Genomic DNA, 21,380 nt, shown 5'->3' on the forward strand with positions numbered 1-21,380 from the left:
ACTGCCGAAAGGCAAAAAGCAAAGCAACCCCGGAAGCAAAAACAACCCCGGTTTTCAGGGCACAAGCACGCCGGCTTTCCAGATCGGAGGGCCGCGCCATGATCGTTGCCTTGCTCAATCAGAAAGGCGGCGTGGGCAAGACCACGCTCGCCACGCACATCGCGGGCGAACTGGCGCTGCGCGGGCAATCGGTCATCCTGCTGGATGCCGATCCGCAGGGTTCATCGCTGGACTGGACACAGCGCAGAAGTCAGCAAGGTCTGCCCAGGCTGTTCAGCGCCGTGGGTCTGGCACGCGAAACGCTGCACCAGGAGGCCCCAGAGCTCGCCAGGCGCGCCGATCACGTCATCATCGACGGGCCACCTCGCATCGCCGCCTTGGCGCGCTCCGCGCTGCTGGCGGCCGAGCGTGTGCTGATCCCGGTGCAGCCCAGTCCCTACGACCTGTGGGCCAGTGCCGAGATGGTGGCGTTGATCCGCGAAGCGCAAGTGTTCCGGCCTGCGCTACGCGCGGCCTTCGTCATCAACCGGCGCGTCAGCACCACCATCATCGGCCGGGAGGCGCGGCAGTCGCTGGCCGAACAGCCGCTGCCGGCGCTGCGCTCGGAAGTGCATCAGCGCATCGTCTTTGCCGATAGCGTGGCCGCCGGCCGGCTCGCCCGCGAGACGACGCCTGACAGCGCCGCCGCGCGCGAGATCGCCGCGCTCACCGATGAACTGCTGCGGTGGCCGACATGACGAATACGCGCGGCAAACGCATCGGCATCGGCGCACGTCCGCCCGCGAATCCGCACGCCGAGGCGTGGATTCGCCAGGGCGACGCCGATGCGTTGCAAAAGGGCGACCTCTATACCGCGCGCCTGACCCTCGACATCACACCCACCATGCGGGCGCGCATCAAGGTGTCTGCCTTCACGCGTGGCGTGACGGTGGCCGAACTGCTGCGCGCACTGCTGGAACGCGAGTTTCCGGAGAACTCCCAATGAATGGACAACCTTCTGCGGCCACGGCTGCTACAACCAACGCGAATGCACCTTCGCTCGCGGTGCTCGCCAGACGGGCCGGCACCGTGCCGTTGACCCGCGTATCGCTCGCCTACGTCGAGCGGCGCATTGACCTCTATCTGCGCTTCGGCGAACCGTCACGCATCGTCCGGCTTGACCACTGGCGCCGTGTCGCGATGTTCTTGTCGGGGGCCGTGTTTTGCCGCATCCGGTGGCAGGCCAATGACTACGGCACGATCCGTTGGGAACTCATGGTGATGCAGGCTTGCACGTCGCTGGATGCGGCGCAGCGCATCCCCGGCGTGTTGCCCGGCGCGCGGTTGCTGCTGCACGCCGAAGGCGAACCCGCCGTCCGCGGCGTGTTTGCGCAGCTCGACGCCATTGAGGCGCTGGGCATTGCGCCTGCCGACGTGTCGCCCGCGTACTGGCGCACGCTCGGCAACCGGCTCGCTGCGCGCTTGCCGCTACCCGAATACACCGCCGAGCGACATGCGGCCTGGCTGGCCGGGAGGGCGTTGCCATGACGACGCTTTCCACATCCAGCATTGCACCGCATCCTCGCTCGCGCCTGCGCGCTCGCATCGTGCTGACGGGCTTTGCCGCTGCCGGCCTCGCTGCGCTGGCCTGGGCCGCGTTCGTGTCGCCGCTGCCGCGTCTGACCTACAACCCGTCTGACAGTGTGGCGGTCGGCTGGTATCGCATCGAACCGTTCAGCCATCGGGCCGCCTCGCTGCCACGTCCGTTGTCCGTGGGCAGCATCGTGCTTGTCCCACTGCCGGCCGAAGCCGCCGCACTGGCTGCGCAGCGCGGCTACCTGCCAACGCGCATTCCGCTGCTCAAGCGAGTGGGCGCCGTATCACCGCAGGAGGTGTGCATCGCTGGCGGTGTCGTTCGCATCGACGGGGTCGCTGCGGCCGCCGTGCTGCCGGCCGACCGGCTGGGCCGCCCGCTGCCATCCTGGCAGCAGTGCCGCCGCCTTGAACCTGGCGAACTATTCCTGTTGAGCGTGACCAACCCGGCGTCGTTCGACAGCCGGTATTTCGGGCCGGTTGCTGCATCCACCGTGATCGGTGTTGCGCATCCGGTCTGGCTGGAGACACGCCCATGATGGCCGCCGATTCGCTGCACGCTCCCGTGCATCTCATCGTGCCATCAGGCGTGTCGTTCTGCTGGTCGCGACCGTGTCGTCGCGCGTGCAGTGCGAGCGCATCCGCGCTGCACTTCGCGCAACATCCGGCGCGGCCTTCACACGTGCAGGCGCTTTGCCTCGAACGTGCCCAGCTTGTGGCTGTGGCTGCGTTCGCCGGCGGGCTGGCTGTGGGCAGCGCAGCACCGCCGGGACGCCGAGGACCGGAGCGAAAGCGAAGGGCAAAGGCGGAAGGCAAGATAAAAGGTCGCGGCACTGGGCCGCTTGAAAACCCTGTCTGCACGTGGGGGTGGCGCGGCACGCGCCAAGGAGCGGCAGCGTGCCGCGAAGGTGCGCAATGCCGCATCGGCATTGGCGAAAGCGCGTGCTTCGCACGCCCGACTGCGATGGTCTTGGATGGGGACGCCCCATGAGCAGTCGCGACGATGACCGTTTCCGCGTCCGCCCTGGTGCGCCGAAGCAGCGCGGCGACGCCTTTATCAACAAGGTGCTGCGCCAAACCAGCAAGGCCGGGGTGAGGCTCGGCAAGGCGGCTGGCAAGGTCGGTCAACGGCCCGGTTCCCGCTTAGGGCGCGGCCATGTCGCGGCCCGCTTTGCTGGGCGTTCGCTGACGGCCAACGCGCGGCGCGTGACGATCAAAGCTCGGCTGGTGAATCTGGCGAAGGCCGGGCCGCGCTCGACCGCTTCGCACCTGCGCTACATTGAGCGCGAAGGCGTCGATCGCCAGGGCGGGCCGGGCCACGCCTACGGCCCGACGACCGACGCGGCAGATACCGCCGCCTTCGAGGAACGCGGGCGAGAGGATCGGCACCAGTTCCGTTTCATCGTCTCGCCGGAGGATGCCGAACAGCTTGAAGACCTGCGCACCTACACCCGGCATCTGATGGCGCGCATTGAGGCCGATCTGGGCACGCGCCTGGAGTGGGTAGCAGTCGATCACTGGAACACGGACAACCCGCATACGCACGTCGTCCTGCGCGGCAAGGACGACACCGGCAAGGACCTCATCATTTCCCGCGACTACATCGCCGAGGGAATGCGTCATCGGGCATCGGAACTGGCGACCGAATGGCTGGGGCCGCGCACCGAGTTAGAAATGCAGCGCGCCATGCTGCGCGAAGTCGATCAGGAGCGATGGACAGGTCTGGATCGCACCTTGCAGCGCGAGGCCGGCAATGATGGCCTGGTGCGCACCGAACGCTTCGCCGAACCCCGGCTGCAACGGCAGCGGCAAATGCTGATGGGCCGGCTGCAACGCTTGCAGCGCATGGGGTTGACGACCGAGCAGCAGCCCGGCGCGTGGGCTGTCCATGCCGAAGCCGAGCCGACGTTGCGGGCGATGGGCGAGCGCGGCGACATCATCCGCACGATGCAGCGGGCCATGAGCGGCAAGCTGCGCGAGCTTGCCGTGTTCCAACCCGGCGAGGATGGCCGCGCAATTGTCGGCCGCGTCGCCGGTAAGGGGCTGGCCGACGAGCTATACGACAAGGGCTATCTGATTGTCGACGGCATGGACGGCAAGGCGCACTACGTCGCGCTGCCGCCTCGGTCGGAGCTGGAGCAGTACCCGACTGGCGCCGTGGTGGAAGTGAAAGGCTCGGCCGACATGCGCCCCGCCGACCGCAACATCGCCGCGTTGGCCGTCGATGGCGTGTATCGCACCGATCATCACTTGGCCGTCGCCCAAGGTCAGGCAACGCCCGACCGCGACCCGCGCGAAGTGGTCGCTGCACACTTGCGCCGGCTCGAAGCCCTGCGCCGCGCCGGCATCGTGGAGCGGGAGGCCGAAGGCGTCTGGCGCGTCCCCGATGACTTGACCGAGCGTGGTCGCCAATACGACGCGCAGCGCCTGGGAGGTGGCGTAGCGGTGGAACTGAAATCGCATCTGCCGATCGAGCGGCAGGCCCGCATGATCGGCGCCACCTGGCTCGACCAGCAGTTGATCGGTGGCGGCAAGGGACTGGGCGACCTGGGCTTTGGGGCAGAGGTCAAGGACGCCCTACGCGAGCGCGCCGATTTTCTGGCCGAACAGGGGTTGGCCGAGCATCGCGGGCAGCGCGTCGTCCTCGCGCGCAACCTGCTGGCAACGCTGCGCGGTCGAGAGCTGGCACAGGCCGCGAAGGACATTGCCGACGAAACCGGGCTGGAGCATCGGCCAGTGGCTGATGGCCAGCGCGTGCCCGGCATCTACCGGCGTAGCGTCATGCTTGCCAGCGGGCGCTATGCGATGCTCGATGACGGCATGGGGTTCTCGCTGGTGCCCTGGAAGCCAGTGATCGAACAGCGGTTGGGACAACAGCTCGCCGCGACGGTCCGCGGCGGAGGAGCGTCTTGGGACATCGGACGACAACGAGGGCATGACAACAACCGGTGAACCCTAGCGCTCCAGTGCTAGGCTCTTAGCCCTAGCGTCAGTGCGCATTAGCACACGTGACGCGGCGCCTGCTTTGTGCCCGGCGGCGGCAAGCCAACTGTCAGCGTCAACTGAAAGCAGACATTACGCGGAGGCACAGGCTTGCTTGACTGTTTCAAGGACTTGATCCGAGAGGGACGAGTCGTTGATGAAGTGAGCGACCGTAAGAGCGCCGATAAGTGTGGTGGCGATGACGACAGCTTTACTGCGTGCCTTTTCGGAGTCCTCCGAATCGATCTGGGAGAAAATGATATCTACCAGCTTGGAAAAACTATCTGTTGCAGAAGAGCGTGTCGCGCTATCACATCTAGCAAGCTCGCTCCCAAGCATCGCGAGCGGGCAACTGATGGTCGGATCATCTCGGCGAGATTGATCCAGGTAGAAGTTGGCGACACTACGCAGGCCAGATGAGCGGCGCTTTCCTCGCAGTGCCAGCGAGATGCCGTCAATTTGCCGCTGCGCAGCGACCGAACACGCTTCGGCGACGAGTTGGTTCTTCGACTCGAAATGCCGATAGAAGCCGCCCCGGGTCAACCCCGCTGCAGCCATCAGATCGTCTAGTCCGGTTCCATCAATGCCATTGCGGCGAAATTCACTGGAAGCGGCTTCAACGATCCGTGCGCGGGTAGCAACAGTTTCTTCTCTCGACTTTCTCATCGTGCAGCAATGCCCTCAAGGTAAACAGTGTTCAACAGGATCGAATCCGTTCATGCCGCTCCTGCCTGCCCATAGCAAGGTTCGCCCGCACTAGAAGACGGGTTGTGACAGCCCCGCTGCTGCGCGAACGTCACAGCATGCGTAGCGCCTCTCGCATGGAATAGTTTGCGCTCTTAGATGTTACATGGCATCATTGCACGTGTAAAGATGTTGAGTAACATCTAATTTTGCAGGAAGCCATGCTCACTGATGAGCTGTGGATTCATAGGGCGCCGTCAATGGCGCCGATCTTGAGAGCACTTCATATGCGTAGAGTTGTGATCACAGGGATGGGCTTGGTTACGCCTTTGGGGGTTGGATTGGAATCCGTCTGGACTCGCCTCCTCGCGGCAAAGTCAGGATTGAGTTGGCTGCCTACAGCTCTGTCCAATAACCTATCAGTCAAGGTAGCCGGACAAGTACCGGGTGTTGATGACGACCCGGCGGCTGGGTTCGACCCTGTACTTTTCGTTATGGAACGGGATTTGCGCAGAATGGACCGTTTCATCGTGTTCGCGTTAGCCGCGGCGGAAGAGGCTATTGGCCAAGCCGGGTGGCGTCCCACCTCAGAGCGCGACCGCGCTCGAACCGCCACTATCGTCGCCTCCGCAATCGGAGGGTTTCATGCGATTACGAGCGCTGTGGATACGGTTCGCCAGCGGGGCCCGGGGAAACTCTCTCCTTTCACCATTCCCTCGTTTCTGATCAACCTGGCGGCGGGCCAAGTCTCAATCAAGTACGGCTTTACCGGACCGTCAGGGGCCCCGGTCACAGCATGCGCGGCCAGCGTCCAGGCTATCGGTGACGCCGCCAGGCTCATCCGCGCCAACGAGGCCGACATTGCGCTTTGCGGCGGCGCGGAAGCCTGTATCAATGAGGTCAGCCTAGGCGGATTCGCGGCCGCGCGAGCTTTATCTACCGCTAACTATGATCAACCGTCGAAGTCCTCAAGGCCGTTTGACTCCGCACGGGATGGATTCGTCATGAGCGAAGGAGCTGGCATGCTCGTGATCGAGGATCTGGATCACGCGCGTGCACGGGGCGCCCGCCCAATCGCGGAGGTCGTCGGCTATGGGACGACCTCCGATGCCTATCACATAACATCCGGGCCTGAGGATGGTCGTGGGGCGAGACGAGCGATGGAGATCGCCCTAGAACAAGCCAACATACCGCCAGACGAAGTTCGCCATCTCAACGCTCATGCGACTTCAACTCAGGTTGGTGATAGGGGCGAGATCTCGGCCATTAAGGCAGTCTTTGGCGATCATTACCGCACCGCGATCAGCGCAACGAAATCGTCCACGGGCCATCTTCTCGGAGCAGCCGGCGCGACGGAAGCGATCTTCACGGCATTGGCCTTACGAGATCAGATCGCTCCGCCCACACTTAATCTGGAAAACCGGGACATCGCAGCCGAAGGGCTCGACATCATTGGTGGTTCCGCTCACCCCATTGCGTCCGAGTACGCCATATCTAATGGCTTCGGATTCGGTGGCGTGAATGCGTCCATTCTTCTGCGGAAGCTGAGCTAAGGAAAACAATGTCTCAATGGATAACCAGGGCGAAGGCCATCCTAGCCGCGGAAGCGGCGGCCATAACAGCCGTCAATCTAAATGTTTCTTTCGATAATTCCATTGACACCCTGTTCGAATGTCAGGGAAAGATCGTCACGACTGGAATGGGGAAAGCCGGGTTCGTGGCCAAGAAATTTGCCGCTACGCTTTGTTCCACCGGCACGCCGGCGACCTACCTTCATCCAGGCGAGGCTGCGCATGGCGATCTAGGCCTAATCTCTCCGAACGACTGCATCGTGGCCTTCTCGACTAGCGGCAAGACGCGGGAAGTTCTGGAGTTGATCGAGCTTGCCCGCCACCTGGATTGTGGTCCGATCATTGGCATCACATCCCATCCCGAGTCCGAAATGCGCCGCCTGAGCGATAACGTCATCGATATGGGACTCATTGAAGAGCCTTGCCTATTGGGCCTCACACCGACCGCAAGCATCGCAGTGATGTCCGCGATCGGGGATGCGATCGCACTCATTCTCATGGAGAGAAAAGGCTTCTCTCGCCACGACTATGGGCTTCGTCATCACGGGGGATACCTTGGGGCCAAAGCTCGCGAAGACAACGTGGCAGGAGTCTCCAAGAATGCACACACATAACACCGCCCACGCCGAATCCTCGAATCCTCCAGAGCGAGGCCGCAAACCACGCAAGAAGAAGACGCTTGTCATTGCATGCGGAGCCGTAGCCCGAGAGCTGCTGGAAGTGACACGCATGAATCAATTGACGGATATCGATGTCACCTGTCTCCCGGCGTCGTGGCATATGACCCCGCAAAAAATACCGGAAGGTATGAGGCAGAAGATCAAAGAGAACCGATCTTCCTATGACGAAATCCTATGTCTGTATGGAGACTGCGGAACGGGTGGGAAACTGGACGAAGTTCTTGAGGAGGAAGGGGTCGCACGTATTGAAGGCGACCACTGTTATGCGTTCTTCGCTGGTGTTGAGCAGTTCAAAGCATTGCACGAGGCAGAAGGTGGAACCTTCTATCTGACTGATTTCCTGGTGCGTCATTTTGATCAGTTCATTATCCGCAATCTGGGCCTGGATCTGTATCCAGAATTACTCCCCGACTACTTCGGGAACTTCACCCGGGCACTGTATCTCGCTCAGATTCCTGATCCCGTGCTGGAGAAAAAGGCGCGTTTGGCTGCCGAAAGGCTGGAATTGCGATTTGAAATGCGGACTACCGGCCTTCAGGGTATTGATAGCTTTCTAACTCACCGCATCCCCATCGCCAGCGCGAGCTAACACGACGAGATGAAATTGCCGCCGCAGAACGTACCTGTGGCCGTGCAATTGGCGTCTTTGGGTGCTTTGGAGTTGCCAACTTGGGTGCTTGATGGGACAGATCAAACAGATCGGCTGGAATCAGATCGTATTGAGCAATAACCTTCTTCAACAGAGGAATGATCTCCTCCGCGTCGTTGGCTTGGCTCATTGCCTCTTCTAGGCGTTTTTTCATTTGACTCAGCGTCTTTGGCACCGAACACCTCTCTTTGAGCAAGTAGGCCGCATGATAGAAGCCTCCGAACGTCCGAAGCGCTCGCCTATCACTGCTGTTCTTCGAAGAAAGTTTGGCTTGTGAAGTTGTCCGCCATTTCGATTCGCAGACGAAAGTCAATGCACTCCTTTCGTACTGTCTGAACATTGGCTCGACGCTCCGCGCGCTCGCGACTGGAGGTCTGCGCGGCGCTTTCGCGTCGTACCCGCACCAAAGGTGGAGCAACCCGCTCGATCCGTTGGAACTTCTCGGGATTGATTCTCGTGAGCACGTCGTCATAAACGAGGCCCTGCTGGATCCTTTGGATCAGGCTTCGCCCACGGGTCTTGGTCCGGTTGAAGGCGCGGCGCAGGCTGTCCAGTTCACTCTGGTCGATAAACACCGTGCGCCCATCCAGGCGCATTTCTGTTTTTTTCCCAATGGCAAGAATGTCTGCTTGCTGTACCAGCGACAGGACCCGCCAAACCATGTCGAGATCTTTGATAAGGCCAAGCCCGTCACCAGGCAGATCAAAAATGCTCGATGCCAGTCTCAATGCGACGTGAGCTGCTGCGTCCTGCGGGTCGCTTGGCAAATCGCTACGGGCGCCATCTTCGTAAATAACGGTCGTGAAGCGTCCATGCTTTGGCTTTAGGTAGCGCTTTGTGTGTGGATTCGCATGTATTGGATACATGATGATCCTGTTTGCCAGGATGGTAGCCAGCAAGGGCCATTCCGATTCGGGTCTTGCTTGCCATATCTGCATGTCCCGGTCGATGGGTTGGAACGTCTTCAAATACAGCTTCTGAGCGGGCTCGCCGTTCTCGGTCGCTTCTTGCAACTTGAACTGCGCCTCCATCACGTCATTGCCACTGGGAATCTGCTGCCCCTCGGCTATCGCTCCCACCTCGGTTTCCATAGCTGCGCCCCTCCATGAATCGCTACCCAATGGTAGGCCATGTACTTCATGGTGAAATCACTCGCACCATGACCGACTTTTTGCACCTTCCAGCCCTGCGCGGCGGCCTGTTTGCACTGCTGGCAGCAGCCCTGTTCGGCATCAGCACGCCTTTGGTACAAAAGTTGGGCGTTGGATTGGGCGCTTTCAGCACGGCGGCGCTCCTGTATGCAGGAGCGGCCCTGATCGGGTTACTGTCGCTGCGGACTGCTGCGCATGAAGCGCGGGTGCAACGGTCCGACATTCCGAGCCTTCTGGCGATGGCTGGCTTTGGCGCGGCGCTGGGGCCGGTGGCCCTGGCCTGGGGCCTGCAGCACACGAGCGGGGCCAGCGCATCGCTCATGCTCACGTTGGAGGCGTTGTTCACCGCGACGCTGGCATGGTGGCTGTACAGCGAAACCATGGACCGCCGCGTGTGGGCCGCCATGCTCTTGCTGCTCGCAGGAGGAATGGCGCTTGTTCTGGACCAGGGCCTACAGGGAGGAGTTCAGCTGATGGGGTTGCTTGCCGTGTTGCTGGCCACGGTCGCCTGGGGGGTGGACAACACTTTGTCCCGTGGACTGGCAGAGCGCGACCCCAGCCAGGTGGTGATGGCCAAGGCTACCTTGGGAGCCGTAGTGACGGCTGCATTGGCGGTTTCGACTGGGGAGCCTTGGCCTTCGTTATCCGCAGCACTAGGACTTCTCGCCGTGGGAGCCACTGGCTACGGCCTGAGTCTGCGCTTTTACCTTCTTGCCCAGCGGGCGTTTGGCGCGGCGCGCACAGGCTCGGTGTTTGCTTTCGCGCCCTTCATCGGTGCTGCCGTGGCCTTCGGTTTCGGGGACCGCCCTGCGGGATTGTTGATGCTGCTGGGCGGGGTATTGATGCTGGCAGGAGTGGTACTGCACTTGGCGGAAAGCCATGGTCACGAGCACACACACGAAGTGCTTGAGCATGAGCATGCCCACCGGCACGACGATGGGCACCATTCACATTTGCACGATGTGATGCCAAAGGGCAGCCACAGTCACAAGCACACCCATGAACCTATGACCCACGCCCATCCCCATGCTCCTGACGTGCACCATCAACACGTTCACTGAACCCCCGGTATTTTTTTGTCTGCTCCCCCGAGGTCACTTGACCGTCAGGTCGGCGACCAGGCGAGCCTTGTAAGCCCTTTCCCGAATTGCATCCTCGCCGTCAGTCGCCCATACAAACGTGCTCTTCCATGCCCAAACCGTTCCATCGATCCGAAGAAATCGTAGGTCACCAGCTTTACCATCCACGGTTGCGACTTGACGCTCTCCTTCGAAATCCAAGGTGAACGTATGCGTTCCTGGCTTCAACTTGAAGCGCACCATCGTGTTGGGGAGAGTCTCGGCGGCCATTGCGTTATCCGCGCTGATCTTCACAAAGCGCCCGCCATCTCCCCAGTTGCGCCGTACGACGTAGACGGTGAGCGCATTCGGATCGGGAGTAAAGCGCTTCGCCTGAGCGTCGGCATTCAGGCTGGGGGCGGGCACCCGAGTGCACGCGACTACTCTGCCCTTACTGGTCTTGTAGCAGTATGGCGCTTCGGCGGAGGTATCGGCCCCAGTAGAGGTAGCACAACCCGCCAGCAGGCTAGCTGCCAGCACAGAGGTCAGGATCACGCAGAGGCGGCGGGTGCCTGAATATGCAGGTATTTTTGTCATGGATCTGTTCTTTTGCTGTGGAGGTTGTTGCGTATTGCCTGAAGCTTCATCAGCGACTCCGGTACCGTCACCCACGGTCTGCCGCCTTGGATTGCATATGGCGGTGTCGCGATTTCGGTGTTTTTCGGTGTTTCAAACGCATTGCCTGTCGATCCCTCAGTCTCTTGGCCAAGCGTCGGCTGTACTTGACTCTCACCGCCATTGGCGGGTGGCGTTTGAGCCAGATACGCCGCAGCCTCCAAAACACAAACACGGAGATCAACAAGCCGATCCAAATCCAGAACAGCTTGGCAAAGAGCGCGACCTGTGCAGCCTGCATTGACATGGATCGCTCCTTTTTGGCCTCCAGCACAGGCATGTTGCCGATGGGCGGTCCGACCTCGCCGATATGTAGTCAGCTGCTTTGACGTGAACGGACTGCGGAAAGTGGGATCACTTCTGGAGGCGTTGCGAAGGCGATCCCCCCCAGCCGGCCTTCGTGTACTACTTCAGCGTGAAGCGAACGGAGGCAACCGACTTGCCGGCCTTCGAGACGGCGACGACGGCTTTGGTACCTGCGGGAACCTTGAAGCTGCCCGACGCTTCCAGCTTGCCGTCGCCGACCTGGAGCTGAACTTCCTGCTTCTCGCTGCCAGCCAGCAGAGTGACCTTGGCTGTCATCCCCGTCACAGCAACGGGCTTCCCGTGGTCGCGCATATAGAGCTGCAGTTTGTCGGCGCTAGCAACGAATTCGTACTCGACCTCCTTGGCTTCTGCAACAGCACCACCGTGCATCGGCTTTAGGTCGTGACCGTGATTGTCCGCAGCGAAGGCTGCGCCCGAGATCGACACTGACAGGGCGAGAATGAGTTGGGAGAGTTTCATGACAGTTCCTTTGGGGTTGGAGAAAAGGGACGGTCCCACGATCAGCGAGCGGGACCGTTTCAACTACGCGGACGCGGACACGTCTGGGGGATGCGAGGGCTCAGCGGACACGTCCTCGTCTTCCTCATCGGGCCGGTGGGCCAGACGGTAAAGAATCGGCAGCACGAGAAGCGTGAGCAGCGTGGACGAGAGAATTCCGCCGATCACCACGGTGGCCAGGGGACGCTGGACTTCAGCGCCGGTGCCTGTCGCAATGGCCATTGGAATGAAGCCCAGCGAGGCCACCAGGGCAGTCATCAGAACCGGCCGTAGCCGGGTGAGCGCGCCGTCACGGATTGCTTCGTCAAGACCAACGCCGCCTTCCCTCAAGCTGCGGATGTACGAAATCATCACCAGACCATTGAGCACGGCCACCCCAGAAAGCGCGATGAAGCCGACAGCCGCAGAGATAGACATCGGAATGTCGCGAAGCCAAAGCGCCAGGATGCCCCCCGTCAAAGCGAATGGGATGCCAGTGAAGACCAGCAGACCATCCTTGACGTTGCCGAACATAGCGAATAGCAGCACGAAAACCAGCAGCAGGGACACCGGCACGACGACCTGCAGGCGCTGCGTGGCCGACTGCAAGTTCTCGAAGGTTCCGCCCCAGCTCGTCCAATAGCCGGTAGGAATCTTGATCTGGGCCAGGCCTTTCTCAGCCTCTGCGACGAAAGAGCCCACATCGCGCCCGCGCACGTTGGTGCTCACGACGATGCGGCGCTTGCCGTTCTCTCGGCTCACCTGGTTGGGGCCAGGAGCAAGCTCGAATGTTGCTACCTCGCCCAGCGGGATGAAGTTCGTTTTGGCCTCTGTCCCATTGGCAGAACGCGGCAGCGGGATAGGAAGGCGCTTCATCCCTTCGAGATCGTTGCGCAGGGATTCAGGCAGACGAACCAGGATGTCGAATCTGCGGTCGCCCTCGAACATAGTGCCGGCCTCGCGTCCACCGATAGCGGTGGCCACGGTGTCTTGAATGTCGGCAACGTTCAGACCATAGCGAGCAGCCTTCTGGCGGTCGATATTCACGGTGAGCATCGGAAGCCCCGTCGTCTGCTCAACCTTCACCTCAGAGGAGCCCTGAATCTTCTGCAGCATTGCGGAGACTTCTTCTGCGGACTTGTTCAGGACATCCATGTCGTCACCGAAGATCTTCACGGCTACGTCACTGCGCACCCCGGAGATCAGCTCGTTAAAGCGCAGCTGAATGGGCTGGGAGAACTCATAGTTGTTGCCCGGGATTTTCCCGATGACTTCCTGAATCGCCGCGAGTAGTTCGTCGCGGGTTTTTCGAGGTTCGGGCCATTCGGCCATTGGCTTGAGCATGATGTACCCGTCCGAAATGTTCGGCGGCATGGGGTCCGAGGCAATCTCCGCAGTACCGGTTCTGGCGAAGATGCGCTCGATCTCGGGGAACTTCTCTTTCAAGGTCCTTTCAATCTGCTGCTGCATTTGGACTGACTGGGAAAGGCTGGTACCCGGGATGCGCAGCGCCTGGATCGCAAAGTCGCCTTCATTGAGATTGGGCACAAATTCGCTGCCCATGCGCGTGGCGATCAACCCGCACAAGACCACAGCAACTGCAGCTGCGGTCAGTACGACCGCCTTGGCGGCCATGACACGGTCGAGCAGTGGACCATACAAGCGCTTGGCATGGCCCAGCAGGAAGTTTTCCTTCTCGCTGACCCGATTGCCGATGAACAGGGCCACCGCTGCGGGGACGAATGTCACCGACAGAATCATGGCGCCCAGCAGTGCCGCGACCACCGTGAATGCCATGGGGTGGAACATCTTCCCTTCAACGCCTGTCAGCGCGAAGATGGGCAGGTACACCACCATGATGATGAGCTGTCCGAACAGCAATGGACGCCTTGACTCCTGGGATGCCAAAAATACCTCATGGAAGCGCTCAGCCCGCGTCAGTGGCCGACCGTGGTGCGCTTGTGCATGGGCAAGTCTCCGTACGCAGTTCTCAACGATCACCACCGCTCCGTCGATGATGATGCCGAAGTCCAACGCTCCCAGGCTCATCAGGTTGGCGCTCACCTTGTACTGAACCATACCCGTGAAGGTAAAAAGCATCGACAAGGGGATGACCATTGCCGTGATGATGGCGGCACGGATGTTGCCCAGAAAGAGGAACAGGATCACGATCACCAGAACCGCGCCTTCCAGCAGGTTCTTCTTCACCGTACTGATGGCTTTGTCAACAAGCACGGTACGGTCGTAGACTGTCACCGCGTGTACCCCCTCTGGGAGGCTCTTGTTGACTTCCAACATCTTCTTGTCCACCGCCTGCGAGACAGTCCGGCTGTTCTCGCCGATCAGCATGAACACCGTGCCGAGGACCACTTCGCGCCCGTTGTCTGTTGCAGCACCTGTGCGCAGTTCCCGGCCAATGCCAACTTCTGCCACGTCGCGAACGCGCACAGGAACACCGTTGGCGCTGCTGAGGATCACGTTACCGATGTCTTCCAGCGACTTCACCTGACCAGGTGCACGAATCAGATACTGCTCGCCACGCTTTTCGATATAGCCCGCGCCCACATTGCCGTTGTTGCGGTCCAGCGCAGTGACCACATCCTGCAGTGTCACGCCCAGAGAAGCCAGGCGTTCAGGGATGGGCGCGATCTGGTATTCCTTGGCAAAGCCGCCAATGGAATTGATCTCGGTCACGCCAGGAACATTTCGCAGCTGTGGCTTGATGATCCAGTCCTGAATCTCGCGCAGGTCTGTCGCGGTATAGGGCGAGCCGTCGGGCTTCTTCGCCCCGTCCTTGGTTTCGACAGTCCAGAGATAGATTTCGCCCAGCCCGGTCGAGATGGGCCCCAGCGCTGGCGTGATGCCGGCAGGCAGCTTGTCGCGCGCCTCCTGGATACGCTCGTTGACGAGCTGCCGAGCAAAATAGATGTCGGTTCCGTCTTTAAAAATGACGGTCACCTGCGACAGACCGTACCGCGAAAGCGACCTGGTCTGCTCCAGGTTTGGCAGGCCAGCCATGACCGTCTCGATGGGGTATGTAACCCGCTGCTCAGTCTCCAAAGGCGAGTAGCCTGCGGCCTGGGTGTTGATCTGAACCTGGACGTTCGTGATGTCAGGGACCGCATCGATAGGCAGCTTTTGGTAGCTGAAGACGCCAAGCGCCGCCATGCCCAGGGCCGCTAGAAGCACCAACCATCGCTGTTCGATCGAGAATCGAATGAGTTTTTCAAACATGTATGCGCTCCGCGATCAGTGCGTGTGTTCGGCAGATCCCTTGCCGAGTTCAGACTTCACGACGAAGCTGCCGGTCGAGGCGTAGGGCATACCGGCTTTGAGACCCGAGAGGACTTCGACCCGCTTGCCATCGCTTCGGCCCAGCTTCACGGGTTGAGCGATAAAGCCTCCATCAACCTTGAGGAAGACCACCGGCTTTTCCCCGACGTTTTGGACGGCGTCGGCCGAGATGGTTACAGGCGCTGCCGTTTCTTCGGACACCACCTCAACATTGACGAACAGGCCGGGGCGCCAAGCGCCCTTGGGGTTGTCAAGAACCACGCGGGCTTTTGCCGTGCGGGTTTGCTCGCCAATGAGCGCTCCTACAAAAGCGACAGTGCCTGTGGCCGAGGCGTCAAAGGCTGTGGCCTTGATCGTGACCTTTTCGCCCACGCGCACCGATGGCAGATCCTTCGCCGGAACGTTGATCTCAGCCCAAACCTGAGAAAGGTCCGAGATGGTGAAAACCGCAGTATCTTCCTTCACGGCTTCGCCGAGACTGAGGTGCTTCTCGATGACAATGCCATCAAAGGGCGCTCGCAACTCGATACGGTTCAGTCCTGCTACCGACGAGGCGGACAGGCCCATCGCGCTCAGTTTCTGATTGGCGTTGGCTACTGCGACCTCTGCTTCGCTCAAGGCCTGCTTGGCCTGCAGGTAGTCCTGCTCGGCAGACACCTTCTGCTCCCACAGCTTTTTTTCTCGCTCGTAGGTGGTCTTTGCCAGCGTTAAGCGCTTTTGGGCCGTCTGCAGCTCGCTGCGTTGCTCGGAAGCAGTCGGGCTCGCGATCACCGCCAAAACTTGTCCTTTCTTGACCACTTGGCCCAAGCTGGCATTGACGCTTTCCACGACTCCCGCAAGCCGGGGAACAACGTGAGACGTGCGATCTTCGTTCAAGCGTATCTCCCCGGGAAGGAGCAACGCCGTCTTGATGTTGGCTTTGACCGCATTGTCCAGGCTGATGGATGCAGCCTTAATCTGGGCATCGGTCAGTTCGATCTTTCCTTCTTCCTTGCTCATCACGAACATGAAAGGCTCTGTGGCAGTCTGCGCAATGATCTCGATGTCGAACGAATGGGGTTCAGCAACGATCTCTCGGCTGACAAGACTGTCTTTTTCAGCGGCAAACGTCAGTTTCTGCTTTTCATCTGTCGGGCGGGTCACAGTTGCCGTGACCGTTGCAGCATTCAGGGGCAGCGGTTTATCTTTGTCGGACAGCCAGATTCGCAGTCGAGGCTCGCCACCGTCTTCAGACAACAATGCTTCCAAGCTGAAGTCGCCTTCCTTGAACACGGTACCGCCATGTGGTCCCTTGGCTTCGCTCTTTTCATGGTGTTCACCATCGGCATGCCCCTTGTCATCGTCGTGGCCCTTTTCGCTACCCTTGCCATGGTGCTCGCCGTCGCCGTGTCCCTTGGCCTCGGTATGGCCGCCGTGCCCGTGGCCATCGTCCTCGGTGGCTGCGGCTCTGGGCTTGCCGCCACCTTGCAAGATGAAGGTTCCCGCGCCGACCCCTATTGCGAGGACTACTGCAATGGCGATCAGGTGTTTTTTACTGATGGTGGATTTGCTGGAGTTCGTGTTCATGGTCATGCTCAGTGTTGCGTTGCGATCAGGCCGGGAACCATGCTGGCCCCGAGCAGGCGGTCGATATCAGCCGCTGCACGGTGTGCTTCGCCAAGGGCTTTAAGGTACTGGGATTTGGCTGTGAAGTAAGTGCGTTGGGCATCGAGCACTTCCAGGAAATTGAACTTACCGTTCTCGAAACCAATGGTGGCGGCGTCATAGGCCGACTTCGCACCGGGCAGAACGTCCTGCTGCAGTGACTGAACCTCTGCGGTGATCGTGGAAAGGCGCTCTTGTCCCTGCGCCACTTCGCTGTGCAGGCGCACGGAGGCTGCTTGCAGCTCATCGCGGGCCTTGTCCTCAAGTTTCAGCGCCTCCAGGAGGTTGCCTTGGTTGCGGTCGAAGATGGGAAGAGGCACAGAGACCCCGAAAAGAAGGACGTTGCGCTGCGTTTCGTTGCTGCGCTGCATGCCGACGCTGACGGTGACATCGGGCACGCGCTTGCTTAGCTCCAGGGCGGTCAATGCCTCGCGCCGATCCACCTCGATTCGCGCAAGTACCACGCCTGGCGCAGAAGAAATCAAGGGCTGGAGATCGGCGAGGCTCGGGACCGAGGGCAGGTTCTCGGCCTTGCCCTCCAGCACGGTGTAAGGCGCATCGATCCGTCCCAACAGCGCGAACAGGCGGGACAGAGCATTGCGTTGTTCGCTCGCGGCCTGGGCGAGTTCGACGCGAACGCCGGCTTCTGCAACCCGGGCCTTGGACTCTTCCACAGGGGATACTTTGCCAGCGGCTACACGCTTTGAGACGGTATCCGTTGAGGATTTGGCCAGCGCTGCGCTGTCTCTGGCCAGTACCAATCGTTCCTGCGCAGTCAGAACATCAAAGTAAGCGGCAGCGACATTGGCCCGCACGGTGGCTTGCAGCTCGGCGAGTTGGGCTTGTGCTTGCTCGCGCGTTTTTTCGGCCGCCTTAGTGCGTGCCGCACGCTTTCCACCCAGTTCTACGGGAAGATTGAGTTGCCAGCTTTGCGTACGTGTTTTGGAGCGTGTGTCTTCCAGCGAGTACGCGAGCTCTGGATTGGGGCGCGAGCGTCCTTGAAGAACCTGTCCTTCGGTTGCCTCCCATTGGCGCTTTGCCGCAGCCACCTCCGGATTTCCCTCCAGGGCCAGTTCGATGGCCTTGGCCAGCGACAAAGGCTCAGCTGCGGCCGCTGCAGCAGACTGAGGTGCTCGTTCGCCAACGGCTGGCCCTGGTGGCAGGCCCTGGGAAAAGGCACCGCCCGAGGCGCTCAGCCATATAGCTGCGGCGCCTGCCGCGAGCTTGATCTTTCTACCGCCGCGCCATGCGTGCGGCATCTCTTGAAGGTAAGTACCCTTGAACATCCGATTCTCCAGTGATTTCAAAACACGAGGGAATCGGCGGGCTGGCAACCGTGCAGCTGCCTGGCAACTCGTCAGTCACTTCAGCTGCAACACACGCAACTGCTTCCGCCGCGATGGCGGACAAGACTGAAAAAGAAAAGTGAGATGCCCCCGCCGATCAGGCGAGGACGGACCACTGAGGGCGGTCAGGGGGCGTGGGCGTTACAGCCAGCAGGCGCTGGCCTGGGGAACACTCCACACGGCTGTCATGGGAAAAGGCTGGCTTTGCATCTGACCAGCTCAAGGCCCCGATACCCGCGCCATGGCAAACTGAACAGTCAACATCAAATGCATCGGCTCCCTGGCTGGACTTTTCGGCCTGACCATTCCCGCCTTTGGCTTCATGCTGGTGTTCGTGATGCCCCAAATGCTGCGACTGCGAGGTTGAGCTCTCATGCATGCAATAAGCAGCCACCGCAGACCAGCTGAACTGGAACGGAAGCAATGCAAGCATAAGAACGGCGATCAAGCGGCGCATTTTTGAAGTCTAGCATGCGTCATGAAGGGCGCGCTCGGGCGTGGATGGCCGCTGAGGAGCGCTAAGTTTAGAAATCAGCGACCGCCGCCGTAAAGGTCCTGAAGAGCCTTCTTTTCAGCTGCCGACATGTTGAGAAATTCCTGTTGAACTTGCTCACGGGTCTTCGTTGCGCCCGTTGCTTTGACGGGCAACGCACCCCCGCGTGAAAGGGTCGCCAGCGTGCCATCCCGGCGCGCTACTTCGACAGCCTGAAGCACATCGCCACGGGACATTGTGCTCTGCATGTGGTCGGGATGGGTGGTCATGCCCACTTCGCCGTCGGCGGGATGGTACAGCGACGAGGCAGATGCCAATCCTGGAGCCGCGATAGCGAAGGCAATCAAAGTGAGCGTGAGGGGTTTGCGAACGGTCATGGTGTTGTCCCTTGATTTGAATCAGCCCTCGGCGATTTGCCGGGACTATGCCTTTCGACACGAGGAGACTGTAAAAATCCGCGCGCGACACTGCGCCCACCGCCAGATTACAAATTCGTAAACTACAAACGCGCCACATTCTTCGAGAATGGCGGCATGAAAATTCTGCTCATCGAAGACGAAGTCAAGCTGGCCGAGTATCTGCGCAAGGGCCTGGGAGAGATCGGCTACGTGGTAGACGTTGCACACAACGGGGTGGATGGCCTTCACATGGCTCTGGAAGGCGTGCACGATCTGCTGGTCTTGGACGCGATGCTCCCAGGGATCGACGGCTTCAGCCTTCTAACGGCCTTTCGCAAGACCAAGCAGACCCCGGTCTTGATGTTGACAGCAAGGGTCAGCGTCGAGGATCGGGTATTGGGACTCAAGACGGGTGCCGACGACTATCTGGTCAAGCCCTTTGCGTTTTCCGAACTGAGCGCCCGCATCCAGGTGCTGCTGCGGCGGACCCATGGCGCGCGGGATGCCGCAGAGCCCACGCAACTGCGGTTGGGCGACCTGGAATTAGACCTGGTACGGCGCAAAGCGTCCCGGTGTGGCCAGCGCTTGGAGTTGACTGCGAAGGAGTTTCTGCTGCTGACTCTGTTTCTGAGAAGAAAAGGCGAAGTGCTTTCTCGCACTGAGATCGCTGAGCAGGTGTGGGACATGAATTTCGACAGCGATACCAGCGTAGTGGAAGTCGCGATCCGGCGCCTCCGTACCAAGATCGATGTTCCGTTTGGCACTGCGCTGCTCCACACCATTCGCGGCATGGGATACGTGATGGAGGACCGCAACGGATGAAGGAGCTGGCCCAACATCGCTCATTGCGCCAGCGGTTGTCGTGGTGGCTGGCGCTGCAGAGCTTTGCCGGACTCGGGGTGATCTGTCTGATGGTGTATCTGGTGACCGAGTTCAATTTTCGTGATCGGCAAGAGGAAACGCTGGCGCAAAAGGAAAACGTCATTCGGCACTTGCTAGTGGATGGCAAGGAGCATGGGGATTCGGAAGACCTTGCGCACAAACTCGATGACTTCCTTGTTGGGCACGGAGATCTGTCGCTCGAAGTCGCGCGGGCGGACGGGATTGTTCTCTACGCCCACACCCGCAACCAGAATGCGAAGACGGTATGGCGCCAACGGCAGTTCGAAGTAGCACAGACTACGGACCAGACTCCCTCAAAGAACTTGCGCGTTCAGCTGTCGCTGGATATCCAAACCGACAACCAGTTGTTGCACCGACTTGCTCTTACCTTGCTGGTCGCAGCCATCGGTGGGGCCGTCGTTGTATCGCTAGGCGGATTCTCCCTGGTCAACTTGGGCCTGGCGCCCGTCCGAAGACTGGCCAGTCAGACGCGCGCAGTGTCGGCTGACAATCTGCAGCAACGTCTCGACAGCGGCGAGCAGCCCCTTGAGCTCGTGCCTCTGATCGATCAGTTCAACGCGCTTCTGGCGCGCATTGAGAAGGCGTATTTACAAATGGAGGGCTTCAATGCTGACGTGGCGCATGAGTTGTGCACGCCTTTGGCCACGCTCATTGCCAACAATGAACTGGCTTTGCTGCGCCCTGAGCAGGCGGATATTCGCGAGGTGCTGGCGTCCAACTTGGAGGAGTTGCACCGCCTGACCGGCATCGTCAATGACATGCTGTTCCTGTCCCAGGCGGATCGGGGTGTGGGAGCGCGCCGCGCCCCCGTGGCGAGCCTTGCATCAATGGCTGCTGACGTACTGGACTACCACGAGGCCGCACTGTCCGAGGCAGGTCTCACAGCTAAAGTGGTTGGTGATGCGCATGGCGCCTTCGACGTGCCGTTGCTGCGCCGAGCCCTGTCGAACTTGCTCGGCAACGCAACTCGATACGCGAGCTCTGGCTCAGTCGTCCAGATCAACCTCAGAACCACCGATGAGGGTTGTGTGCTGATCAGTGTTACCAACTACGGCAGCACGATCGATCCCGAGATACTTCCGCAGCTGTTTGATCGATTTTTCCGCGCAGATCCTGCTCGCAGCCATGGGCAGAGCAACCATGGCCTCGGTTTGGCCATAGTAGGCGGTATTGCACGCATGCATCAGGGCAGGCCATTCGCATCGTCAGAAAATGGGGTAACGAATGTGGGAATCGAAATTCGCCCGAATTGATGGCGATTTCGACAGACTGGGATCGCTTGTGACGCTGCCACGTAGCGCGGCCCGTTCAAGAATCCGATTTACGTAGGACGAAGCAGCGATATTTCTATTGCTGCTTGACTTTAAAGCCACTTCAAGGTTTCCAATTGGTCTATGAAATCAGAAACCAGCACTCCTCCCACCACTGTTGACCCCTGCTGCTCCTCAGGCTGTTCGAATGTCCCAACTTCAGTTC

21 protein-coding genes are annotated in these 21,380 nt (G+C 60.3%); 11 read left to right on the top strand and 10 right to left on the bottom strand.

The features are described 5' to 3' along the window. The first annotated feature begins 98 nt into the window (after positions 1–98). The 5 genes from parA (at position 99) to BLW02_RS14680 (ending at position 4,524) form a co-directional block, all read left to right on the top strand. The gene (gene parA, locus BLW02_RS14655) at positions 99–737 is read left to right on the top strand and encodes a ParA family partition ATPase (RefSeq protein ID WP_092699746.1); all 639 of its coding nucleotides are present in this window, start codon (positions 99–101) and stop codon (positions 735–737) included. Continuing rightward, the gene (locus tag BLW02_RS14660) at positions 734–985 is read left to right on the top strand and encodes a chromosome partitioning protein ParB (RefSeq protein WP_092699800.1); all 252 of its coding nucleotides are present in this window, start codon (positions 734–736) and stop codon (positions 983–985) included. The genes parA and BLW02_RS14660 overlap by 4 nt, the downstream gene beginning before the upstream one ends. Next, on the top strand, positions 982–1,527 hold the full coding sequence (locus BLW02_RS14665; protein WP_092699748.1) for a DUF2840 domain-containing protein: 546 nt from the start codon (positions 982–984) through the stop codon (positions 1,525–1,527). Before BLW02_RS14660 ends, BLW02_RS14665 begins: the two co-directional genes overlap by 4 nt. Next, complete coding sequence (locus tag BLW02_RS14670) at positions 1,524–2,111, top strand: S26 family signal peptidase (RefSeq protein ID WP_092699750.1); 588 nt, start codon at positions 1,524–1,526, stop codon at positions 2,109–2,111. The genes BLW02_RS14665 and BLW02_RS14670 overlap by 4 nt, the downstream gene beginning before the upstream one ends. A 448-nt stretch (positions 2,112–2,559) precedes the next feature. Further along, complete coding sequence (locus BLW02_RS14680) at positions 2,560–4,524, top strand: relaxase/mobilization nuclease domain-containing protein (protein WP_092699754.1); 1,965 nt, start codon at positions 2,560–2,562, stop codon at positions 4,522–4,524. Between the two features lie 123 nt (positions 4,525–4,647). On the opposite strand, the gene BLW02_RS14685 is transcribed toward BLW02_RS14680, so the two are convergent. Next, on the bottom strand, positions 4,648–5,220 hold the full coding sequence (locus tag BLW02_RS14685; protein ID WP_026437449.1) for a TetR/AcrR family transcriptional regulator: 573 nt from the start codon (positions 5,218–5,220) through the stop codon (positions 4,648–4,650). A gap of 305 nt (positions 5,221–5,525) precedes the next feature. On the opposite strand from BLW02_RS14685, the gene fabF reads away from it, so the two are divergent. Genes fabF through BLW02_RS14700 form a run of 3 tightly spaced genes read left to right on the top strand, consistent with a single transcriptional unit; the run spans position 5,526 to position 8,078 of the window. Continuing rightward, on the top strand, positions 5,526–6,791 hold the full coding sequence (fabF, locus tag BLW02_RS14690) for a beta-ketoacyl-ACP synthase II (protein WP_026437448.1): 1,266 nt from the start codon (positions 5,526–5,528) through the stop codon (positions 6,789–6,791). 8 nt (positions 6,792–6,799) lie between these two features. Continuing rightward, positions 6,800–7,423, top strand: a complete 624-nt coding sequence (locus BLW02_RS14695; RefSeq protein ID WP_026437447.1) for an SIS domain-containing protein — start codon at positions 6,800–6,802, stop codon at positions 7,421–7,423. After that, a complete protein-coding gene (locus tag BLW02_RS14700; protein ID WP_051249032.1) occupies positions 7,410–8,078 on the top strand; it encodes a DUF1638 domain-containing protein in 669 nt (222 codons plus the stop codon). The genes BLW02_RS14695 and BLW02_RS14700 overlap by 14 nt, the downstream gene beginning before the upstream one ends. A gap of 302 nt (positions 8,079–8,380) precedes the next feature. On the opposite strand, the gene BLW02_RS14705 is transcribed toward BLW02_RS14700, so the two are convergent. Further along, complete coding sequence (locus BLW02_RS14705) at positions 8,381–9,229, bottom strand: hypothetical protein (RefSeq protein ID WP_092699756.1); 849 nt, start codon at positions 9,227–9,229, stop codon at positions 8,381–8,383. A gap of 68 nt (positions 9,230–9,297) precedes the next feature. Here BLW02_RS14705 and BLW02_RS14710 point away from each other — a divergent pair, with 68 nt between their 5' ends. After that, the gene (locus BLW02_RS14710; protein WP_092699758.1) at positions 9,298–10,350 is read left to right on the top strand and encodes a DMT family transporter; all 1,053 of its coding nucleotides are present in this window, start codon (positions 9,298–9,300) and stop codon (positions 10,348–10,350) included. 33 nt (positions 10,351–10,383) lie between these two features. Here BLW02_RS14710 and BLW02_RS14715 read toward each other — a convergent pair whose 3' ends face one another. The 8 genes from BLW02_RS14715 to BLW02_RS14750 form a co-directional block, all read right to left on the bottom strand. Then, complete coding sequence (locus BLW02_RS14715; protein WP_044402927.1) at positions 10,384–10,944, bottom strand: hypothetical protein; 561 nt, start codon at positions 10,942–10,944, stop codon at positions 10,384–10,386. 67 nt (positions 10,945–11,011) lie between these two features. Continuing rightward, entirely contained in the window at positions 11,012–11,269 is a 258-nt protein-coding gene (locus BLW02_RS14720) for a hypothetical protein (protein WP_092699802.1), read from the bottom strand. A gap of 158 nt (positions 11,270–11,427) precedes the next feature. Next, complete coding sequence (locus tag BLW02_RS14725) at positions 11,428–11,808, bottom strand: hypothetical protein (RefSeq protein ID WP_044402376.1); 381 nt, start codon at positions 11,806–11,808, stop codon at positions 11,428–11,430. A gap of 63 nt (positions 11,809–11,871) precedes the next feature. Beyond that, positions 11,872–15,060, bottom strand: coding sequence for a CusA/CzcA family heavy metal efflux RND transporter (locus BLW02_RS14730; protein ID WP_092699760.1), 3,189 nt, complete (start codon positions 15,058–15,060; stop codon positions 11,872–11,874). 15 nt (positions 15,061–15,075) lie between these two features. Further along, positions 15,076–16,692, bottom strand: a complete 1,617-nt coding sequence (locus BLW02_RS14735; protein WP_092699762.1) for an efflux RND transporter periplasmic adaptor subunit — start codon at positions 16,690–16,692, stop codon at positions 15,076–15,078. A gap of 2 nt (positions 16,693–16,694) precedes the next feature. Next, positions 16,695–18,050 carry a TolC family protein gene (locus BLW02_RS14740; protein ID WP_092699764.1) on the bottom strand — a complete coding sequence of 452 codons (1,356 nt, stop codon included), beginning with the start codon at positions 18,048–18,050 and terminating at the stop codon, positions 16,695–16,697. Between the two features lie 157 nt (positions 18,051–18,207). Next, positions 18,208–18,567, bottom strand: a complete 360-nt coding sequence (gene czcI, locus BLW02_RS20380; protein WP_082758766.1) for a cation efflux protein, CzcI family — start codon at positions 18,565–18,567, stop codon at positions 18,208–18,210. Between the two features lie 74 nt (positions 18,568–18,641). Further along, positions 18,642–18,980, bottom strand: coding sequence for a DUF4148 domain-containing protein (locus BLW02_RS14750; protein WP_092699766.1), 339 nt, complete (start codon positions 18,978–18,980; stop codon positions 18,642–18,644). Between the two features lie 156 nt (positions 18,981–19,136). Between BLW02_RS14750 and BLW02_RS14755 the strand changes: the two genes are divergently transcribed. Next, a complete protein-coding gene (locus tag BLW02_RS14755) occupies positions 19,137–19,823 on the top strand; it encodes a heavy metal response regulator transcription factor (RefSeq protein WP_092699768.1) in 687 nt (228 codons plus the stop codon). Then, positions 19,820–21,157, top strand: a complete 1,338-nt coding sequence (locus BLW02_RS14760) for a heavy metal sensor histidine kinase (protein WP_092699770.1) — start codon at positions 19,820–19,822, stop codon at positions 21,155–21,157. The genes BLW02_RS14755 and BLW02_RS14760 overlap by 4 nt, the downstream gene beginning before the upstream one ends. Positions 21,158–21,380: the final 223 nt, after the last annotated feature.

It is taken from the genome of Acidovorax soli (genome assembly GCF_900107605.1).
GTDB classification, from domain to species: Bacteria; Pseudomonadota; Gammaproteobacteria; order Burkholderiales; family Burkholderiaceae_C; genus Acidovorax; species Acidovorax soli.

Bases quoted from the DNA above. Each gene is read 5' to 3' on its own strand.
- parA (WP_092699746.1), top strand. From the start codon at position 99: ATGATCGTTGCCTTGCTCAATCAGAAAGGCGGCGTGGGCAAGACCACG.
- BLW02_RS14660 (WP_092699800.1), top strand. From the start codon at position 734: ATGACGAATACGCGCGGCAAACGCATCGGCATCGGCGCACGTCCGCCC.
- BLW02_RS14665 (WP_092699748.1), top strand. From the start codon at position 982: ATGAATGGACAACCTTCTGCGGCCACGGCTGCTACAACCAACGCGAAT.
- BLW02_RS14670 (WP_092699750.1), top strand. From the start codon at position 1,524: ATGACGACGCTTTCCACATCCAGCATTGCACCGCATCCTCGCTCGCGC.
- BLW02_RS14680 (WP_092699754.1), top strand. From the start codon at position 2,560: ATGAGCAGTCGCGACGATGACCGTTTCCGCGTCCGCCCTGGTGCGCCG.
- BLW02_RS14685 (WP_026437449.1), bottom strand. From the start codon at position 5,220: ATGAGAAAGTCGAGAGAAGAAACTGTTGCTACCCGCGCACGGATCGTT.
- fabF (WP_026437448.1), top strand. From the start codon at position 5,526: ATGCGTAGAGTTGTGATCACAGGGATGGGCTTGGTTACGCCTTTGGGG.
- BLW02_RS14695 (WP_026437447.1), top strand. From the start codon at position 6,800: ATGTCTCAATGGATAACCAGGGCGAAGGCCATCCTAGCCGCGGAAGCG.
- BLW02_RS14700 (WP_051249032.1), top strand. From the start codon at position 7,410: ATGCACACACATAACACCGCCCACGCCGAATCCTCGAATCCTCCAGAG.
- BLW02_RS14705 (WP_092699756.1), bottom strand. From the start codon at position 9,229: ATGGAAACCGAGGTGGGAGCGATAGCCGAGGGGCAGCAGATTCCCAGT.
- BLW02_RS14710 (WP_092699758.1), top strand. From the start codon at position 9,298: ATGACCGACTTTTTGCACCTTCCAGCCCTGCGCGGCGGCCTGTTTGCA.
- BLW02_RS14715 (WP_044402927.1), bottom strand. From the start codon at position 10,944: ATGACAAAAATACCTGCATATTCAGGCACCCGCCGCCTCTGCGTGATC.
- BLW02_RS14720 (WP_092699802.1), bottom strand. From the start codon at position 11,269: ATGTCAATGCAGGCTGCACAGGTCGCGCTCTTTGCCAAGCTGTTCTGG.
- BLW02_RS14725 (WP_044402376.1), bottom strand. From the start codon at position 11,808: ATGAAACTCTCCCAACTCATTCTCGCCCTGTCAGTGTCGATCTCGGGC.
- BLW02_RS14730 (WP_092699760.1), bottom strand. From the start codon at position 15,060: ATGTTTGAAAAACTCATTCGATTCTCGATCGAACAGCGATGGTTGGTG.
- BLW02_RS14735 (WP_092699762.1), bottom strand. From the start codon at position 16,692: ATGACCATGAACACGAACTCCAGCAAATCCACCATCAGTAAAAAACAC.
- BLW02_RS14740 (WP_092699764.1), bottom strand. From the start codon at position 18,050: ATGTTCAAGGGTACTTACCTTCAAGAGATGCCGCACGCATGGCGCGGC.
- czcI (WP_082758766.1), bottom strand. From the start codon at position 18,567: ATGCGCCGCTTGATCGCCGTTCTTATGCTTGCATTGCTTCCGTTCCAG.
- BLW02_RS14750 (WP_092699766.1), bottom strand. From the start codon at position 18,980: ATGACCGTTCGCAAACCCCTCACGCTCACTTTGATTGCCTTCGCTATC.
- BLW02_RS14755 (WP_092699768.1), top strand. From the start codon at position 19,137: ATGAAAATTCTGCTCATCGAAGACGAAGTCAAGCTGGCCGAGTATCTG.
- BLW02_RS14760 (WP_092699770.1), top strand. From the start codon at position 19,820: ATGAAGGAGCTGGCCCAACATCGCTCATTGCGCCAGCGGTTGTCGTGG.